General features: G+C 44.9%; 17 protein-coding genes. 1 reads left to right on the top strand and 16 read right to left on the bottom strand.

The genetic code is table 11. The features are described from left to right. Positions 1 to 155: 155 nt before the first annotated feature. Positions 156 to 1,433, top strand: coding sequence for an alkaline phosphatase family protein (locus QMD66_02275; GenBank protein MDI6821692.1), 1,278 nt, complete (start codon positions 156 to 158; stop codon positions 1,431 to 1,433). 93 nt (positions 1,434 to 1,526) lie between these two features. On the opposite strand, the gene tpiA is transcribed toward QMD66_02275, so the two are convergent. The 16 genes from tpiA to uvrB all read right to left on the bottom strand — a co-directional run bounded on the left by tpiA (position 1,527) and on the right by uvrB (position 17,958). Further along, positions 1,527 to 2,288, bottom strand: coding sequence for a triose-phosphate isomerase (gene tpiA / locus QMD66_02270; GenBank protein ID MDI6821691.1), 762 nt, complete (start codon positions 2,286 to 2,288; stop codon positions 1,527 to 1,529). A 53-nt stretch (positions 2,289 to 2,341) separates the two neighbouring features. Continuing rightward, positions 2,342 to 3,520 carry a phosphoglycerate kinase gene (locus QMD66_02265; protein MDI6821690.1) on the bottom strand — a complete coding sequence of 393 codons (1,179 nt, stop codon included), beginning with the start codon at positions 3,518 to 3,520 and terminating at the stop codon, positions 2,342 to 2,344. 54 nt (positions 3,521 to 3,574) lie between these two features. Beyond that, positions 3,575 to 4,585, bottom strand: coding sequence for a type I glyceraldehyde-3-phosphate dehydrogenase (gap, locus tag QMD66_02260; protein ID MDI6821689.1), 1,011 nt, complete (start codon positions 4,583 to 4,585; stop codon positions 3,575 to 3,577). 98 nt (positions 4,586 to 4,683) lie between these two features. Continuing rightward, positions 4,684 to 5,616, bottom strand: a complete 933-nt coding sequence (gene whiA / locus QMD66_02255; GenBank protein ID MDI6821688.1) for a DNA-binding protein WhiA — start codon at positions 5,614 to 5,616, stop codon at positions 4,684 to 4,686. A gap of 267 nt (positions 5,617 to 5,883) precedes the next feature. Next, positions 5,884 to 6,762 carry an RNase adapter RapZ gene (rapZ, locus tag QMD66_02250; GenBank protein ID MDI6821687.1) on the bottom strand — a complete coding sequence of 293 codons (879 nt, stop codon included), beginning with the start codon at positions 6,760 to 6,762 and terminating at the stop codon, positions 5,884 to 5,886. Between the two features lie 81 nt (positions 6,763 to 6,843). Beyond that, complete coding sequence (locus QMD66_02245; GenBank protein ID MDI6821686.1) at positions 6,844 to 7,458, bottom strand: methylated-DNA--[protein]-cysteine S-methyltransferase; 615 nt, start codon at positions 7,456 to 7,458, stop codon at positions 6,844 to 6,846. 10 nt (positions 7,459 to 7,468) lie between these two features. Beyond that, positions 7,469 to 9,301 (bottom strand): excinuclease ABC subunit UvrC, encoded by a 1,833-nt coding sequence (gene uvrC, locus QMD66_02240; GenBank protein MDI6821685.1) that lies wholly within the window; start codon positions 9,299 to 9,301, stop codon positions 7,469 to 7,471. Positions 9,302 to 9,426: 125 nt separating this feature from the next. Beyond that, positions 9,427 to 9,648 (bottom strand): hypothetical protein, encoded by a 222-nt coding sequence (locus QMD66_02235; GenBank protein MDI6821684.1) that lies wholly within the window; start codon positions 9,646 to 9,648, stop codon positions 9,427 to 9,429. Between the two features lie 100 nt (positions 9,649 to 9,748). After that, positions 9,749 to 10,360, bottom strand: a complete 612-nt coding sequence (locus tag QMD66_02230) for a hypothetical protein (protein MDI6821683.1) — start codon at positions 10,358 to 10,360, stop codon at positions 9,749 to 9,751. Between the two features lie 77 nt (positions 10,361 to 10,437). Next, entirely contained in the window at positions 10,438 to 10,620 is a 183-nt protein-coding gene (locus QMD66_02225) for a hypothetical protein (GenBank protein ID MDI6821682.1), read from the bottom strand. Then, positions 10,595 to 11,089, bottom strand: a complete 495-nt coding sequence (locus QMD66_02220; GenBank protein MDI6821681.1) for a hypothetical protein — start codon at positions 11,087 to 11,089, stop codon at positions 10,595 to 10,597. The genes QMD66_02225 and QMD66_02220 overlap by 26 nt, the downstream gene beginning before the upstream one ends. Then, positions 11,049 to 11,483, bottom strand: coding sequence for a DEAD/DEAH box helicase family protein (locus tag QMD66_02215; GenBank protein ID MDI6821680.1), 435 nt, complete (start codon positions 11,481 to 11,483; stop codon positions 11,049 to 11,051). The genes QMD66_02220 and QMD66_02215 overlap by 41 nt, the downstream gene beginning before the upstream one ends. A gap of 356 nt (positions 11,484 to 11,839) precedes the next feature. Then, positions 11,840 to 12,184: a DUF86 domain-containing protein gene (locus tag QMD66_02210; GenBank protein ID MDI6821679.1), complete on the bottom strand. Its 345-nt coding sequence runs from the start codon at positions 12,182 to 12,184 to the stop codon at positions 11,840 to 11,842. Next, a complete protein-coding gene (locus QMD66_02205) occupies positions 12,181 to 12,480 on the bottom strand; it encodes a nucleotidyltransferase family protein (GenBank protein ID MDI6821678.1) in 300 nt (99 codons plus the stop codon). The genes QMD66_02210 and QMD66_02205 overlap by 4 nt, the downstream gene beginning before the upstream one ends. A 266-nt stretch (positions 12,481 to 12,746) precedes the next feature. Beyond that, positions 12,747 to 15,656: an excinuclease ABC subunit UvrA gene (uvrA, locus tag QMD66_02200; protein ID MDI6821677.1), complete on the bottom strand. Its 2,910-nt coding sequence runs from the start codon at positions 15,654 to 15,656 to the stop codon at positions 12,747 to 12,749. Between the two features lie 277 nt (positions 15,657 to 15,933). Then, a complete protein-coding gene (gene uvrB / locus QMD66_02195) occupies positions 15,934 to 17,958 on the bottom strand; it encodes an excinuclease ABC subunit UvrB (GenBank protein ID MDI6821676.1) in 2,025 nt (674 codons plus the stop codon). Positions 17,959 to 18,100 lie beyond the last annotated feature (142 nt).

The raw sequence follows: 18,100 nt of genomic DNA, 5'->3' as shown, positions 1-18,100 counted from the left end.
AATACACCCTAAATATTTCTATTAAAAGAATTTACACACAATAGTTTACGTTACCAAGAGGGACCTTCGTCTATCGGCTATCGACTCCTATGGTGTATTATATTTCTGTCATGAGATAGTCATGGGAGATAGGGCTCTTTCAAAAAGGAGGTAACATGAAGAAAATCCTGTACATCGTCTTGGATGGATTGGGGGATCTACCCTGTCCCGAACTTGATGGTAAAACCCCTTTGGAGGCGTCGATAACCCCATTTATGGATGACCTGGCAAAGAGGGGTCAGACGGGTTTGATGTATCCGGTGGGAGAGGGAATCGCGCCCGAATCGGATGTCGCCGTCATCAGCATCCTGGGCTATGAGGCCGAAAAATATTATACCGGACGTGGTCCGCTAGAGTGCTATGCCGCGGGCTTACGAGTTAACGATGGAGACTTAGCGTACCGAGTGAACTTTGCAACCCTGGGGGAGCATAACAAGATAATCGATCGCCGCGTTGGTCGCGGTCTTACCACAGAGGAGGCGACTAAGCTTGCAGAATCGATAAATACAAAGGTAAAGTTAGACGCGGCAACCTTCGTTTTTAAAAACACCGTGGGTCATAGAGGAGTATTGGTCATCCACAGTCTCCAAGGAAAACTCTCAAGCGAGGTCACCAATACCGACCCTGCTTATGCCAAAGAGGGACTCTTTGGAGTAGCCAAGACCGAATTTGAAGATGTTTTGCAGGAGTGTAAACCCGTCGAGGGATTTGAGGGCTCCCCTGAAGCCCAAAGGGCGGTGTCCTTGACAAACGAGTTTATCCGGAAAAGTCATCAGGTTTTAGAGAGGGACCCCGTAAATAAACGAAGGGTGAATCGGGATAAGCTGCCCGCCAATGTCATCCTCACACGTGATGGGGGAAATAGATTACCTAAATTCCCAACCTTCGGTGAGCAGTATGGTTTGAGGTTTGGCTGCTTCGTTGAAATGCCCGTAGAGAGGGGAATAGCCCTGCTCACTGGGATGGAGGTAATTGAACTTCCCCAGGCCACCGACGAGCCAAGTTTTGATTATCAACTGCGTGCAAGGAAAACATTGGAATCGATAGAAGATTTCGAGGGACTATATATCCACATCAAGGGACCGGATGAGCCGGCACACGATGGAAAAGCCCTTAAGAAAAAGGAAAGCATTGAATTCATCGATCAGTTCTTCTTCGCCAATCTACTCCCCGAGATAAATTTGGAGCAAACGATCGTCGCGGTTACCGCGGACCATTCCACACCCTGCACCGTCAAGGCACATTCCAACGATCCCGTACCTTTACTCATCGCTGGTGGTAAAATAGTTCCCGATGACACTTCGTCATTCTCTGAGGTGAAGTGCAAAAGAGGAGCTTTGGGAAGGATATATGGACCCAAACTCATGCCTCTCCTCATTAAGTACGCGGATTAGATCCCTGCTGCTCGTAAAGTATTTGAATTCCTACAAAAGTCACTTTGAAAATTAACAGATGTAAAGACCTGTTTCCACACGAAATTTTTATCGCTATCGACGGGATTTGACTATCTTGGCGAAGCTTTCAGCATCTAAACTTGCTCCGCCGACCAGAGCGCCATCGATTTCGGGTTCGTCCATGAATCCAGCGATATTTTCGGGGGTAACGCTTCCTCCATATTGAATTCTTACCTTCTTTGCCGTCTCGACACCGAATTGAGCGCCAATGAGAGCTCTGATGCTCCTGATCACATCATTGGCATCCTCAGGGGTAGCTGACCTTCCGGTCCCGATGGCCCACACCGGTTCATAGGCGATGACCACCTTTTCTATATCCTCTTTCTTCAATCCCTCTAAGCCTTTGAGGAGCTGAGTAGTTACCACCCTCTGTGTCTCTCCCGCTTCCCTCTGCTCGAGGGTTTCTCCGATACACATTATGGGAATGAGACCATGAGAAAGCGCCGATTTTACCTTCTTATCAACCATCTCATCCGTCTCTCCGAAATACCGACGGCGTTCGGAATGACCAATGATCACATATTTCACCCCGATATCGAGAAGCATGACAGGGGAAATCTCGCCGGTATAAGCCCCTTTTTCCTCCCAGTGCATATCTTGAGCACCGAGGGAGATGTTTGGATTGCTGAACTCAATCACCGTGGATATACTCTTCAAAACGGTAAAGGGAGGGCAAACCACTATCTCCACATCCTCCACATCTGCGACCAGAGGGATGAGATCCTGCACCAACTCGACTGCTTCTTCCACCGTTTTATTCATTTTCCAATTCCCAGCAATGATGGGTTTTCGCATCAGACTTCCTTTCACTCGATTGGTTCTTGGTTCACAGTTCACGGTGAGCAAAACTATTTGTCCATCAAGGCTTCGACTCCTGGTAGCGGCGTACCCTCTAACAATCTAAGGGATGCCCCTCCACCCGTTGATACAAAGGACACCTTATCCTCAAGACCGTATTTCCTAAGGGCAGCATCAGAGTCTCCTCCGCCAACTATCGTCGTGGCATTGGCTTGTGCGATGGCTTCCGCCATAGCACGTGTTCCAGAGGAGAAAGCCTCAATTTCAAATACGCCAACGGGTCCATTCCAGAATATGGTTTTAGCTTTCTTGAGAACATCCTTATATATCTGAATGGTCTTGGGACCTATATCCACTCCTATCCAGTCATCCGGAATTTTCTCGACGGGAACGACTTTATAATTTGCATCCTCAGCGACGCTATCCGCGACCACAACATCACAAGGTAAATAAAATAAAATTCCATTTCTCTCCGCTTTCTTGAGCATCTCTTGTGCGTGATCGAGTTCCTCATCCTCACAAAGGGATTTGCCGATGTTTACCCCCCTTGCTTTTAGAAAAGTAAAACACATCGCTCCGCCACTTAGAATTCCATCCACTATCTGTAAAAATTTATTGATCACCTTAATTTTGTCGGAAACTTTGCTCCCTCCAAGGAGTACAAAGAAGGGCTTTTCGGGGTTCTCCAATAACTTGCTTAAGGCATTCACCTCACTTTCCAATAAAAAACCCGCCACTGCGGGTAAATATTTGGGTACTCCTACAACCGATGCGTGGGCTCGGTGAACAGCTCCAAAGGCATCGTTGACATAGACATCGGCGAGTCTTGCCAATTTCTTTGCAAATTGTGGATCATTTTGCTTCTCCCCGGGATTGAAGCGCACATTTTCTAAGAGGAGCACATTGCCTTCCTTAAGTTCATTGACGGCTTTTTCAGCTTTCTGAGTGACGGTTTCATCCACCTTCCGCACTTCCTTAGCGAGGAGTCTTGAGAGGGATTCAGCGACCGGACCCATCCTATACCGCTCATCGAAACCCTTCGGTCTCCCCAAATGAGAAACCAAGATAACCTTGGCCCCTTGATTCAAAAGATATTGAATAGTTGGCAGAACCGCTTTAATTCTTGTATCGTCGACTACCCTTCCTTCATTGATTGGGACATTGAAATCGACTCTCATCAAAACCCTTTTACCTTTTACATCGATATCCCTGACAGTCCTTTTATTCAAAGCCCTTCCCTCCTCACGCGAAAAGCTTAGAGGCTAACCTCAAGCCACTTACAATCAGAATCCCCTTTCCGCCATATATCTGACGAGATCAATAACCCTGCAGGAATATCCCCACTCATTGTCGTACCAGGCCACAACCTTTACCAAATTTCCAATAACCATTGTTGAGAGAGCATCAAAAATCGCCGAATACGAATTGCCTATCACATCTATTGAAACGATCGGATCTTCCGTATACTCTAAAATGCCCTCGTATCTACCTTTATCCGCTGCGTTTCTAAACGCTTCATTCACCTCCTCTACGGTTACTTCCTTTTCCAAGACGGCCACAAAATCAACCACCGACCCATCGGGAATGGGGACTCGCATGGCGATTCCATCCATCCTCCCTTTAAGTTCGGGGATTACCCGGGCAGTGGCCTTCGCAGCTCCAGTGGTTGTGGGGATGACGGACATGGCTGCGGCGCGAGCTCGACGTAGATCCTTATGGGGAAAATCGAGGATTCTCTGATCATTGGTATAGGCATGGACCGTGGTCATAAAACCTTTAACGATACCGAAATTATCCAAGAGCACTTTAGCCACGGGAGCCAAGCAGTTTGTGGTACATGAGGCATTGGAGATAATGTGATGCTCCTTGGGATTGTACATATCTTCATTTACACCCATAACTATGGTTATATCTTCCTCCTTTGCGGGTGCGGTGATGATTACTTTCTTGGCTCCTCCCGAGGTTAGATGCTTCGATGCATCTCCCCTCTTTGTAAACCTCCCCGTTGATTCAATTATGAAATCCACACCCAAATCCTTCCATGGGAGAGCAGCGGGATCCTTCTGAGATAGGACTTTAATTTCCTTCCCCTCGACCGTCATGCTTTCATCAGTAACCTCGATTTCAGCATCCAAAACCCCGTAAATTGAGTCATATTTAAGGAGATGAGCTAGAGTTCCAGCATCGGTAAGATCGTTGACCGCAACAAATTCTATGTCCGGGTCGTCAAATCCCGCCCGAAAGACATTCCTTCCAATCCTTCCAAATCCATTGATTCCAATCCTAATGGCCATAACCTTTCCCTCCTCTTATTGGGTATTTGGGTATTGGGTAACTGGGCAGTTTGGTGGTTTGCTTTTCCCATCAACCCATTCCTATTTCACCCATTTACCTATTTACCTTCCCTAAGGTTCTTAGCTATCTGGTTGAGGCGTCTCATCCTATGATAAACCGCTGACTTACTCAGTGGTGGGTTGCACAGCTCTCCCAACTCCCTTAAGGATACGTAAGGAAATTGGATCCGGGCCTGTGCAACCTCTCGAAGACCTTTAGACAACGAGTACAAGCTCACCTCCTCTTCTATCAAGGTGATATCGCTTATCTGCGTGAGTGTTGCCTCCACAACCTTATTCAAATTAGCGGTATCGCAATTCACCAAACGATTGACTTGATTCCTCATCTCTTTAAGAATCCGAATATCTTCCCACTTGAGAACGGCATTGAATGCCCCTACCAGTGCTAAAAACCGAAGGATCTGCTCAGCCTCCTTAAGATAAATAACATATTTTCTTTTCTGGAAAATTTTGGCATTAATCTCAAATCTCTCCAGCAAATCCTTCAAATCGAGAGCGAACTGAGAATCATCCGTCGTAAGTTCAAAGTGATATTTCTTCCTTGGGTCGTTGATAAATCCTCCCCCCAAAAAAGCACCCCTCAAGTAAGTTATGGCGCAACAACTTCGTCTTACCAGCTCAGTGACAATTCCGTAGATTATTTGCCTATCAGCATTGAGTATCTCTAAATCCATGAGAATCCTATAGAGTTCAGGTTGAGGAGGTATGAAAAGGATGTAATCGTTTGCTTTCTGAAATATGGACCGTTTGACCTCGAGTCGCAATTTAATATCGGATAAGCTTGAAAAGAGTTTCAGGGTTTTTCTGGCTACAGCTGCATTCTCCGTTAACGTGTGAAAGGCGAAAGCACCATTTCGGATATGAAAGGAGCCATCCATCCGCAAAATGGCTGAAAGCTCCGCCCTTTGGCAGCACCTTTTATTCGGCTGTAGCCTGGCTAATTCGTTTTTAACCTGAGTTGAAAAAGACATTTTAGTTCACAGTTCATGGTTCACAGTAATTATATCGAGATTAAGCTCATATTCTTATGGGACGGGGTATCCTGGAGAGTGCATCTTAAGAGAACCGTTAAGCCCGTACGGGAACAGCGGCGGCAACAGCCCGACCCGAACTTATGGAGGGTGTTCGCCCTTAAGAGAACAGCGAGTAGGCTCGCAGCAGCTAGCACTCGGAAGGATGCCTCTGAACAATATATAAGTGTGTGCGTAAACATTACATCAAAGTTCAAGGTCAATTATTTAGGGAAATTTGAAATTCCTTCCGATATCCCTGTGTCTCACGATTACATTGTAGTCTTGTTCCCTCAGAAACTCTCCTATCTCGTCAGCTAAGGTGACCGACCTGTGGGTTCCCCCCGTGCAACCGATGGCTATGGTGAGATGAGTTTTCCCCTCGGTCACATAATGCGGAAGAAGGAAAACCAAGAGACTCCGAAATTTTTTGAGGAAAGTTTGAGTCTCTGGGCGATTGAGAACAAACTCCCTTACCTCCTTATCCTCACCATTTCTGGAACGAAGTGATTGGATATAATGTGGATTTGGCAAAAACCTCACATCCATGACCAGATCGGCATCAAGCGGTACTCCATATTTGTAACCGAAGGATATCACGGTAATGAGTATGCCCTTTCGCTTTTGCTCCCCTAGGAAAGATGAGCGAATTTTATCCCTGAGCTCGTGTGTCTCCAAATCTGTGGTATCTATGATCATATCCGCAGTGCCTCGAAGGGTTTCCAGAAGATGGCGTTCTCGGTGTATACCTTCTATTATCTGCCCCTCACCAGCCAGAGGGTGCCTGCGGCGGGTTTCCTTAAAACGCTTCACCAATTCCTCATCGGAAGCCTCGAGGAAGAGGATTTGATATTTGATGTTCCTCCCCTTCAGCTCCCTGAGCGCTTCGAAAAGAGCATCAAAAAATTCCCCACCTCTCACATCGCTCACCAGAGCCACTTTACGCACTTTGCTACCGGGAAGAGAGCACAGTTCAGCTAGCTTGGGGATAAGGGTGGGAGGTAGATTATCAATGCAAAAGTAACCCATATCCTCGAAACATCTGATAGCTTCCGACTTTCCCGCTCCGGATAGACCTGTGATTAAGGTAAACTCTAAGTTCTGCACTTCCCAACCTCTAAATCAGTATTTGCAAAAACCACAATTTATTTCAATAAACTGCCTCTCTTCCCTGCTAAAAAATGAATTTTAATCAGCTTTATCTCCGAGATATCCTTCCAGTTTTAAAAGCTCTTTCTTCCACCAAACTCCCGCGCTAAATCCACCCAATTCACCATCGCTCTTTACGACCCTGTGACAAGGTACGACTATGGGTATGGGATTTCTGCCCAAAGCTTTGCCTATAGCTCTATAAGCCCTGGGTTTAGCAAGGACCTCAGCTACCCATTTGTAAGTTCTGGTCTCCCCATAAGGGATTGTGCACACAGTTTGAAAAACCTCTCTCTCAAAAGGAGAAAAATCCACCAAATCCAGAGTTTGGTTGAATTTTACCTTTTCTCCCCGAAAATAAGAAGAAAGGATTTTTGCCAAGGAAGTATTTTTATTATTATCGCAGGTAGCCGCGGGAAATCTTCTTAAAACCTCCTTTTGAATCTCCTCCTCACATTTGGTGGGAAGGATGAGACCCGCCAGACCACAATCACTGAAGATCAGCGCTCCAACACCATATCCAGCATGGTAGTAAGTGAATTTGTAATGGGTGGCGGGTCTCTTGCTGCAGGTCGCAGGTTTTTTATTTTTTCTTGTGACCTGCGACGGGTAACAAGCGACTAAAATGTTTCGTTTTCCCCGGCACGGTTTCAAATTAATCGCCCTAGTGATGTAAAAACCTGTATACTACATGAGCGACTTTGGAGGGAAGCTTGGGTACTGTTTTGAGTTCCTCAAGACTGGCCTTGTAGATGGCCTCCGGCGAGCCGAAGTGTTCTAAAAGGAACTTCTTCCGTTTCTCCCCAATCCCTGGAATTCGATCGAAGATCGATTTGACCATTGCTTTCTCTCTTAAGCTTCGGTGGTAACTGAGAGCAAATCGATGGGCTTCGTCCCTGATCCTTTGAATGAGTCGGAGACTTAGAGAAAACGCAAGCAAGGAGATTGGTTCCGGCCGATTCGGAAGATAAATTTCCTCCTCCCTCTTAGCAAGGGCAATCACTGGGATATCCTCGATGCCCAGCTCGGTCAAGGATTTTAGAGCAGCCGAAAGTTGTGGCTTCCCACCATCGACGATGACCAGATCCGGTTTGATGCCAAATCTTCCTTCCTTCCCCTCCAAATACCTTGCAAATCTACGTTTTATAACCTCTGCCATCATGGCAAAATCATCCTGACCAGTGACCCACTTTATCTTAAACTTTCTGTAATCCTTGTTCTTTGGCCTTCCATTTTCAAAGACCACCATCGACCCCACGGACTGGCGACCCCGTATGGTTGAAATGTCAAAGCACTCGATCCTGTGGGGAAACTCCGATAGGTCGAGTTGCTCTTTGAGCTCGGCAAGAGCCTTTAAGGCTCTCTCCTTTTCCAGCCTTCTTTTGATCTTGAGGAGCTCAAAGGCATGGCGGGCATTATCAATGGCCAGTGCCACCAGACTCCTTTTCTCACCCCTCTTGGGAACTTTGATCTCCACCTTCTTACCCCGTTTCTTGGTGAGCCATTCCTCGATCAACTCCGCATCCTCTATTTCATCCTGCAATAGTATGTATCGGGGGACAAAAGTGGTCGTCAGGTAAAATTGCTTAACAAATGAGGTCAAAAGTTCTTTTTCGCTCACGTGCTCATCTTTGTCCAAGATGAAACTTTCGCTTCCGATGAGCTTGCCTCCCCTGATGAAAAAGACCTCAACACAGGCGGCATCCTCCCGTGCAAAGAGTGCGATGACATCCTTGTCCTCCTTAGTAGAGGAAATGATCCTTTGCCTCTCTAAAACGTGTTGAGCTGCTCGAATTCTATTTCTAAGCCTGGTTGCCTTCTCGAATTCGAGCTTTTCTGCGGCTTCTTTCATCTCCCTCTGAAGTTGCTCTATAACTTGTTCCTGTTTACCCTCCAAGAACAGGCAAATTTGATCGATCATCTTTCGATACTCTTCCCTACTCACCTTGCCAGTGCACGGACCAAGACATCTCTTGATATGAAAGTTAAGGCAAGGTGAACCGCTTGACTTACCCGGTTCTTTCCCCTTACACGCCCGGACTGGGAAAATGCGCCGTAATGTATCCAATGTGTCCCTGATGGCGTGGGCTTTCGTGTATGGACCAAAATATTTGGCCCCCTCTATTCCCAATTTTCTGGTCACCATAACCCTGGGGAATGCATCATTTAAGGTAATTGCGAGGCATGGATAGCTCTTATCATCCCTGAGGTTTATGTTGAAACTGGGTCGATACCTCTTTATTAAATTGCACTCGAGGATGAGGGCTTCGACCTCGCTGTCGGTGACATAGATGTCAAAATCGGCGATTCTATCCACCATGGCCTGGATCTTTGGGGAATAGGTGTGGATCTTCTGAAAATATGAACGCATCCTCTTACGTAGGGAACGTCCTTTGCCGATGTACAGCACTTTTCCCTGGGCGTCCTTGAAGACATAGACCCCGGACTTATCCGGCACCATTTTCAGTTGCTCCAAAAGAGCTTTTTGGGAGGTCATTCTGAAAAAATTATAGCACAAGGAGAGGTGTTAAATGTTGAAGATTCGAGGTTGTGAGGTCAATGGCTTATTCGATGGGTTTTCCACTAAATCTTGCCAGCCTATGAAAAAAGAGGAATAATGTCTCAAACATTAAATCTATATTTCCTGGGTCCAAGCTTCACCAGCTTGCCTTCCTTCTTCCACCGCTCAAGCCGAGCCTTATCAAACTCGAGAAGCAACTTCCCCTCCTCCTCATCCCTCACTCTTGAGGAAGCTTCCCTCTTTAAACCCAGTTTTGCTCGCCTGACAGCGAAATCTGCTCTCTTTTTTAGATAATCCTCATACCTTACCTTCTCATCTATCATCAAATCCTTCCTAATCTCCAAAAGGGCAGTTTTTGAAAGAATAAAAGATTCTATGCCAAAATTTTATATCTGTCCGATAAAAACAGATTTCTTAATTCCTTTATATCAAAAACCAGGTTCCAATATCCTTTACAATTCTGAAATCGCAAATCTCTTCCCATATCCTATCCCAATCAAGTAAATCTATAATATCTTCTGTTAACCTCATCGGCTGAACTTCTGCTCTAATCTGTCCCATCTTGATGCCTTCTTCTTTTCTTTCCTTAGCCAGATAAGTTGATACCTTTGGCAAAAGGTCTATTGTGAAATGAATTCTATCATCAAGTTCTAATCTCACAATTTCCTCTTCCTCAAACCTCTTTTTCTCATCTTTAGTAAGTGTATAAAGGCTTTTCCATTTTTTCTCATGCTGCGATGTGACCGGTATTTCAATTGTCTCAAACTCCACCTCTTCTTTACTAATTGTTTCTAAAAACTTACTTAAATAATCCGCCTTGATACCACAGATATTAAGCATCTCTAAAAATTGGACTGCACTTTTCTCATCACTTCTCTCGAGGGACATTCCTTTACCTTTCAGTCTTACTCCTCTTCCGAATAATTGAATAATCTGTGGCCCCTGTCCTCTACCAATATTTAAAAGCCCCATAGAAGAAACCCGCCAGGTGTCCCAACCTTCAATGAATTTTTTTGAACCAATCAGGATATTCACGGGTGAGCCTTCCCTTTTAATAGCGTCGAAAAGAGAAATAGATACAGCATCCTGTCCTACAGATATTCCTTTTTTCTCTAATTGTTTTTCAACCCTGATACATCGCCGATATTTATAACCCCGAAATAGTCATTCTCTCCAATCTTTAGCCCAAATTCTCCTTCTGCACTCCTCAGATCATATATGCTAAAACTTCCTTTTCCCATGAAAACTTTCTTGTATAAATCATCAAATTCAATATTCCTTCTCTTGATGTACATCAAATTTATTCTTAAAGACATCTTCATTATTTTCGTCTTTTAGTCCGGTATTGCCATTTAAAATATCTTCTGCCTTTTTATGTATCCACGTGACATCTTGCATTACTCTTCTAATGAATTCCACAATCTGAATAACGTCCGATTCTTCCTCTTTTCCTGTAACCGTTGTCCCAACAAAAATCCAGAGAGGTTTTTCAAGGTTATGACCTTTTGCCAGATGTTTATTTTCTTCATATACCAAAAGTTGCTCATAAAAAGATAAAAGGCTGGTGACAAACATTGTTTCCTGAAAGTTGCGTTCGCTAATTTTTGTTTGCTTCACATTCAATACCGAGAAATCTTTACCATACCCATCCAGATAGAAGTATTTATATGAGTAATCAAAGATAATTGATTTAGCATACTCCTCAAGGATCTCCGTATTTCTCTCACTTAAAATCTGCCCAAAGGTAGCACTTATGCCCTTCATCTACAAAAACAAGATTTCTACCTTCAAATACACTAACTGGGAGAGTTACTCCACCACCTTTCTTCTCTTCTACGAATTTTGTCATTTCTATAACCAGAACTTCCCGTTCATCTCTAAATGTGCCATGACTGCTCAATCCGCCTTCGTAGAGTCTGCAAGGAATGCCGCTTTTTTGTAATTCATCAAAGTGCTGTTTTGAAAGTCCTTCATTAGGGGTAATCAAGATGATACTGTCGGGAGAAAATAACTTGTAGTTAAAAAATTGGTAATAGTTTATATGCGTAATCAAGGTTTTTCCTGAGCCTGTTGCCATCCAGAAAGCAAGTTTTTTCAAGTCATCTTCGTTGAATTTATCTATAATGCCGATGTCCTGTTCCTGTTTATAAGTTTCCAAAAATTCGTTTAGATCATATAGAAACTCAATCTCTCTATTTTTTTAGATTATCCAGAACAAGCTCTGAGAAAAGTACTGCCAGATACTGAAAATACTTTAAGTTGATTTGCTCAGCGCTTATAATTAATCTTTCTTACATAAGACTAGATATTTTCATCGCGTCTTAAGAGTGTATCTTCCGAAATTTTATCTTTTTGTAAATCGTCAAAAGATGAACGGAGGACATTTACAAAATGACTTCTCCCATCACTATCAATTCCAAGCAGTGCATCCTTTAATTTTTCTGCAAATCTCTAAAATCACTTACTCCAAAAAGAGAAAGCAGGTATTTATCTAAAACAAGTATTTCTCAATATTCATTTTTCCAGATCTCTCAATATTTTCTCAAAAATAGGCTTTAATGGAGGTAATTCTTCTTTAACAGCCTTCCACACGATACTTAATTTCAGTCCAAAATATTCGTGGGTAACTTTGTTTCTCATACCTGCCATATCCTTCCAAGGTATTTCAGGATACTTTTTTCTGTAATCGTCAGGAATATTCTTAACCGCCTCACCAATAATCTCAAGTGCTCTTACTACTGCAAAGACGGTTTTATCGTCTTTAGCAAATTCCTCATAAGATATGTTCTCAACAAAACTGACAGCCTTATCCATAGCACCGATAATATCCTCAATATAATCCCCTACCTCTCTTTTCACAAGATGTCCACCTCTCTTAGTATATGCTTACCTATTCTTGGCTTTAATGCAGATTTCTCTACCAAATCGACCTTCACACCAAGAAGTTCACTCAAATAGTTCTCCATGTTCACAAACTTTAACAGCCCAATTTCCCTATCCTCTTCAAATTCCACAAGTATATCGAGGTCACTTTTTTTCTTATATTCCCCTCTCACATAAGAACCAAATATACCTATTTCCTTAACTCCATATTTTTCTTTCAATTCCTCTTTGTGTTCTGTCAATATCTGCTTTATTTCATCAGAAGTTTTCATATTCCTAACCTTCCATCAGTTTTTTAAACTCTGGTTCAATATAGTGGATTTCTACTGTATGGTCTTCAAGTTTAGGCGTTAGGACACTCTGGCCATTGACATAAACAATATGTGGTGTCCAAGGTTCGAGTTCTTTGATGATGAACTCCTTATCCCTTTTTAAATCCTCCTCAGTCCAGTTATCCTTATATTCTATCTAAATCCGATGCCTCAAACTGAAACAACTTTCTGAGTAAATCTTGAAATTTTTGAATAGTATCCATTTTTCATCCTCCGAATTTATATCCTTTCAGGCACGGCATGGCGGCCACTGGCTCCAAAGCAAGTTTCAAGAACCGACCGGTGTAAGACCTAGGATTTTCCATTATCTCCTCGGGTGTACCCGAAGCGATCACATAGCCTCCCTCTTCGCCACCCTCGGGTCCCAAATCGATTATGTAATCCGCGGTCTTTATTACATCCAGATTATGCTCTATGACCAGAACGGTATTTCCCTGATCGACAAGGCGGTTCAAAACATCCAATAATTTTTCGATATCGGCGAAGTGCAGACCTGTGGTCGGTTCATCCAAAATGTACAAGGTTCTTCCAGTTGCCTTTTTTGAAAGTTCGGCGGCGAGCTTCACCCTCTGAGCTTCACCACCGGATAGGGTGGGAGCGGGCTGACCGAGTTTGATGTAACCCAAACCCACATCGTAGAGGGTTTGAAGGCGCCTTCTGATATTGGGAATATTTTCAAGGAACTTCAAGGCCTCCTCAACGGACATGTTCAAAACGTCGGCGATGGTCTTTCCCTTGAATTTTACCTCTAAGGTCTCTCTATTATAGCGCTTTCCTTTACACACCTCGCAGGGGATGTAAATATCAGGTAAGAAATGCATCTCTATTTTTATCGTTCCATCACCCTGGCAGGCGTCACAACGCCCACCCCTGACGTTAAAACTGAATCTCCCGGGCTTGTATCCCCTTATTTTCGCCTCAGGTACCTCAGCGAAGACACGTCGGATATCATCAAAAACCTTCACATAGGTGGCCGGGTTGGAGCGAGGTGTCCTTCCGATGGGAGATTGGTCTATATTTATCACTTTATCGATGTATTCAAGACCCTCTACGCCCTCGTGCTTACCGGGTTTTTCCCTCGACTTATATAGTTTCGCTGCCAAGCTCCTGTACAAAACATCTGAGACCAGCGTGCTCTTGCCGGAACCGGAAACGCCTGTATTGCACACGAAGAGTCCCAAGGGAATGGGGACATCGATATCTTTAAGATTATGCTCACTCGCACCTTTAATGGTCAGATACTTACCCTTTGCTTTTCTCCGAACGGGGGGCAATGGAATCTTTCTTTCCCCGCTCAAATACTTTCCGGTTATCGATTGAGGACATCGGATTAAATCCTCGACTCCACCGGTGACCACGATTCTCCCACCGTGCTCTCCAGCTCCCGGTCCGATATCCACGATGAAATCGGCACTCCTTATGGTGGTTTCATCGTGCTCGACCACGATTATGGTATTTCCAAGATCCCTCAATCTCTTAAGGGATTCTATTAGACGCCTGTTATCCCTCTGATGGAGCCCTATACTCGGTTCGTCGAGAATATAAAGGACACCTGCGAGTCCCGATCCGATCTGAGTAGCCAGCCTGATGCGCTGAGCTTCACCACCGGCCAGAGTTGCCGCAGATCTATCCAGTGTGAGATAATCCAATCCAACATCTATCATGAATTTCAGTCGATTCTGAATTTCCTTGATGATCCGTTGTGCGATCAGCATCTGCCTTGGACTCAAACTCGCTTTGAGCTTCTCGGTGAACTTCAAAGCCTCCTTGGCGCACATCTGCGAGAATTCATATATGTTCAGTCCACCGACGGTCACTGCCAGACTCTCTAGTTTGAGTCTCGCTCCTTTGCACTGAGGACAGGAGCTTACGCTCATATATTGTTCAATCTTCTCCCGAGCGTAATCCGATTCGGCTTCTCTATAGCGTCGGTTGAGATTGGGGACGACCCCAGAGAAGGAAGTATAATAGCTTCTAATCCTGCCCGTGAGACTCCGGTATCTCACATAGACCTGCTCGTCGCCTGTACCATACATGAGGATCTGCTTCTGCCAATCCTCCAAATCCCTCCAGGGGGTATCCATATTGATTCCATACTGTTCAGCCACCGCTCTAATTATCTTGGGATAAAAATCCACCCTGGTGTGATAGAAAGGAGCTACAGCACCTTCGCGTAAGGATAAATCGGGATTGGGAACCACCAAATCGGGATCTACTTCCATCTTCGTGCCCAATCCACCACAATAGCTACAGGCACCATAGGGACTATTGAACGAGAACATCCTGGGGGAAAGCTCCTCAAAGCTTATCCCACAATCGATGCAAGCAAAATGGGTGCTGAAGTCCTGCCTGCCTGTGGGCAGACATGGCCTGCCCGTCCGGTAGGCAAGTCTCTCACCATCGATGATCTCTATGGCTACGATCCCATCGGCCAGGTTTAAAGCGGTCTCGATGGAGTCCGCCAGCCTTCTTTCGACTCCCTCCTTCATTATCAATCGGTCGACGACTACATCGATATTGTGGCGGACATCCCTGTCCAATCTTATGTCCTCATCGAGTCCATAAATCCTCCCATCTATTTGGACCCGGGCAAAGCCTTCCTTTCTCAACCTCTCAAGCAATTCTCTATATTCACCCTTCCTCCCCCTCACCACAGGGGCCAAGATCTGAAACTTGGTTCCCGATGGAAGGGTGCTTATCTGCTCGATTATCTGCTGGGAACTCTGTTGAGCGATTTCCCTTCCACAATTTGGGCAATGGGGCGTCCCGATTCTGGCATACAAAAGACGCAGATAATCATAGATTTCGGTGATCGTTCCCACAGTGGAACGAGGATTTTTGGGAGCGGATTTTTGATCGATACAGATGGCTGGGGAAAGCCCCTCGATTAATTCCACATCGGGTTTCTCCATCTGACCCAAAAATTGCCTGGCGTAGGCGGATAAGGATTCCACATAACGCCTTTGCCCCTCCGCATAGATGGTATCGATGGCTAGAGACGACTTCCCAGATCCGGAAATTCCGGTCATCACGATGAATTCATCCCTGGGGAGTTCGACATTTATGTTCTTTAAATTATGTTCCCTTGCGCCTCGAATGATAATTTTGTCAGCCATTCTTCTCAACTCTTTATAAATTTATCTCCTTTTATGATAACAAATGAAAAAATGTTATAAAAATGACCACCAAAGGTGCAATTCCCACATTTAGTACCGAAACAATCTTGGGTTTCGCAACAACCATTGAAAACAAATAAGCAGCGAGGGTAATTAATAGGATAAATACAGTCGTTTTAAATTTGGGCTCCGTCCAGAGAAATCCTCCCCATACTATCCGCATTGCCGCCGCACCATCAATGCATGTATAAACCAAAGAAAAATGGCGGTAATGTGATTAGGCTTTTCTCCTCGCATTCATTATTTCGAGTTCCTTCCTTAACTCCATTATCTGATCTCTGAGCTCGATTGCCTGCTCAAAATTCAATTCCTCGGCAGCTGCTCTCATCTCCTCCTCCAGGCTGTGAATCAAACGCTCGATCTCATCCTTGGGCATCGATAAGATTTCCTCTTGATACCTTCGCCTATATTTATATAGCTTCGGTGACTCAGAAATCCTCGCCGCCTGTAAGATATCGGTGATCGCCTTCCTGATGGTCTCCGGTTCAATGCCGTGTTTTCGATTGTACTCCATCTGAAGTCTTCTTCTGCGATTGGTTTCGTTTAAAGCCTTTTGCATGGATTCCGTGACTTCATTCGCGTACAGAATGACCTGTCCACTGACATTTCGAGCGGCTCGACCGATGATCTGAATGAGCGACCTCTCCGAACGCAGGAAGCCCTCCTTATCCGCATCCAAGATTGCCACCAAGGATACTTCCGGTAAATCCAAACCCTCCCTGAGGAGATTTATTCCCACAAGGACATCGAACTTGCCCAATCTTAAATCGGTTAAGATCCCCACCCTCTCCAAAGTTTCAATATCCGAATGGAGGTATCTGACGCGGGATCCCATCTCTATGAGATAGTCCGTCAAATCCTCGGCCATCTTCTTGGTCAAGGTGGTCACCAGTACCCTCTCGTTCTTTGTAACCCTTTTCTTTATCTCATTTATTAGATCATCGATTTGTTCCTCGGCAGGTCGGACGACCACTTCGGGATCGACGAGCCCCGTGGGACGGATGATCTGCTCCACGACCTGACTGCTCACCGAGAGCTCATAGTCACCTGGAGTGGCACTGACGAATATGACTTGTGGAACCCTGGTGATGAATTCATCGAAGGTCAAGGGACGATTATCAAAGGCTGACGGAAGCCTGAAACCGTACTCGACCAGAGCTTCTTTTCTGGAATGATCACCCTCGTACATCCCGTGAATTTGAGGTACGGTGATATGAGACTCGTCGATGAATACCAAAAAATCATTCGGGAAGTAATCGAGCAGGGTATCGGGTGGTTCGCCGGGGGCTTTGCCCGAAAAATGTCTTGAATAGTTCTCGATTCCAGTGCAATAACCGACCTCTCTGAGCATCTCCAGATCATATTTGGTGCGCATCCTCAGGCGCTGGGCCTCCAGGAGCTTCCCCTGAGCTTCGAGTTGTCTCAATTTCCATTTGAGTTCCTTCTCGATGGACACAAGAGCTCGTTCCAACTTATCATCGATGGTCACAAAGTGAGTGGCTGGATAAATGGCTACCTTCTCATATTCATTGGTTATCTCTCCAGTCAAGGGGTCTACCTCTATGATCCTTTCCAATTCGTCACCAAACATCTCGATCCTTAATGCCTTCTCCTCATAAGCGGGGAAGATTTCAATGACATCCCCCCTCACCCTGAATCTACCTCGCGAGAAATCGATGTCGTTTCGCTGATACTTCACCTCAACCAATCTTCTAAGGATCTCATCTCTGTCGTATTCTTTGCCACTCTCCAGGAAGATCACCTTTGCCAGATAATCCTCCGGGGAGCCGAGGTTATAAATGCAGGATACACTAGCCACGATGACAACGTCTCTGCGAGAAAATAGGGCTGAGGTAGCTGCGTGTCTCAGTCTGTCAATTTCCTCATTGATGGAAGCATCCTTCTCGATGTATGTATCGGTTTGAGGAAGATAAGCTTCAGGTTGGTAGTAATCATAATAACTTACGAAATACTCCACGGCATTTTCGGGGAAGAATTCTCTAAACTCGCTGCAAAGCTGAGCGGCCAAAGTCTTGTTGGGAGAAATAACCAAGGTTGGTTTCTGTATCCCCTCAATTACCTTTGCCATACTGAAGGTTTTGCCCGATCCGGTCACCCCAAGCAATGTCTGATAGCGATAACCTTTCTTGCAACCCTCGATGAGTTGCTTTATCGCCTTCGGTTGATCCCCCTTGGGCTCATAAGGAGCTTGTAACTTGAACCTCCCTGGACAGTCCGTCATCCTTTGCACCTCATTCAATGAGTCTAGGTCAAAGAGCTCCAACATCTATTATTTTAAAACAACCGGGGAGAATTTGCTGCAAATTTATTGGGATATGGGAGAAGACATGGGTTATGGGTCAAGAGTGAAGGATCAAGGACAT

It is taken from the genome of Actinomycetota bacterium (genome assembly GCA_030018275.1).
Taxonomy (GTDB): Bacteria; Actinomycetota; Aquicultoria; order Subteraquimicrobiales; family Subteraquimicrobiaceae; genus Subteraquimicrobium.
The sequence above is the reverse complement of the archived record's forward strand: the minus strand, read 5'-3'. Positions and strand labels throughout refer to the sequence as shown.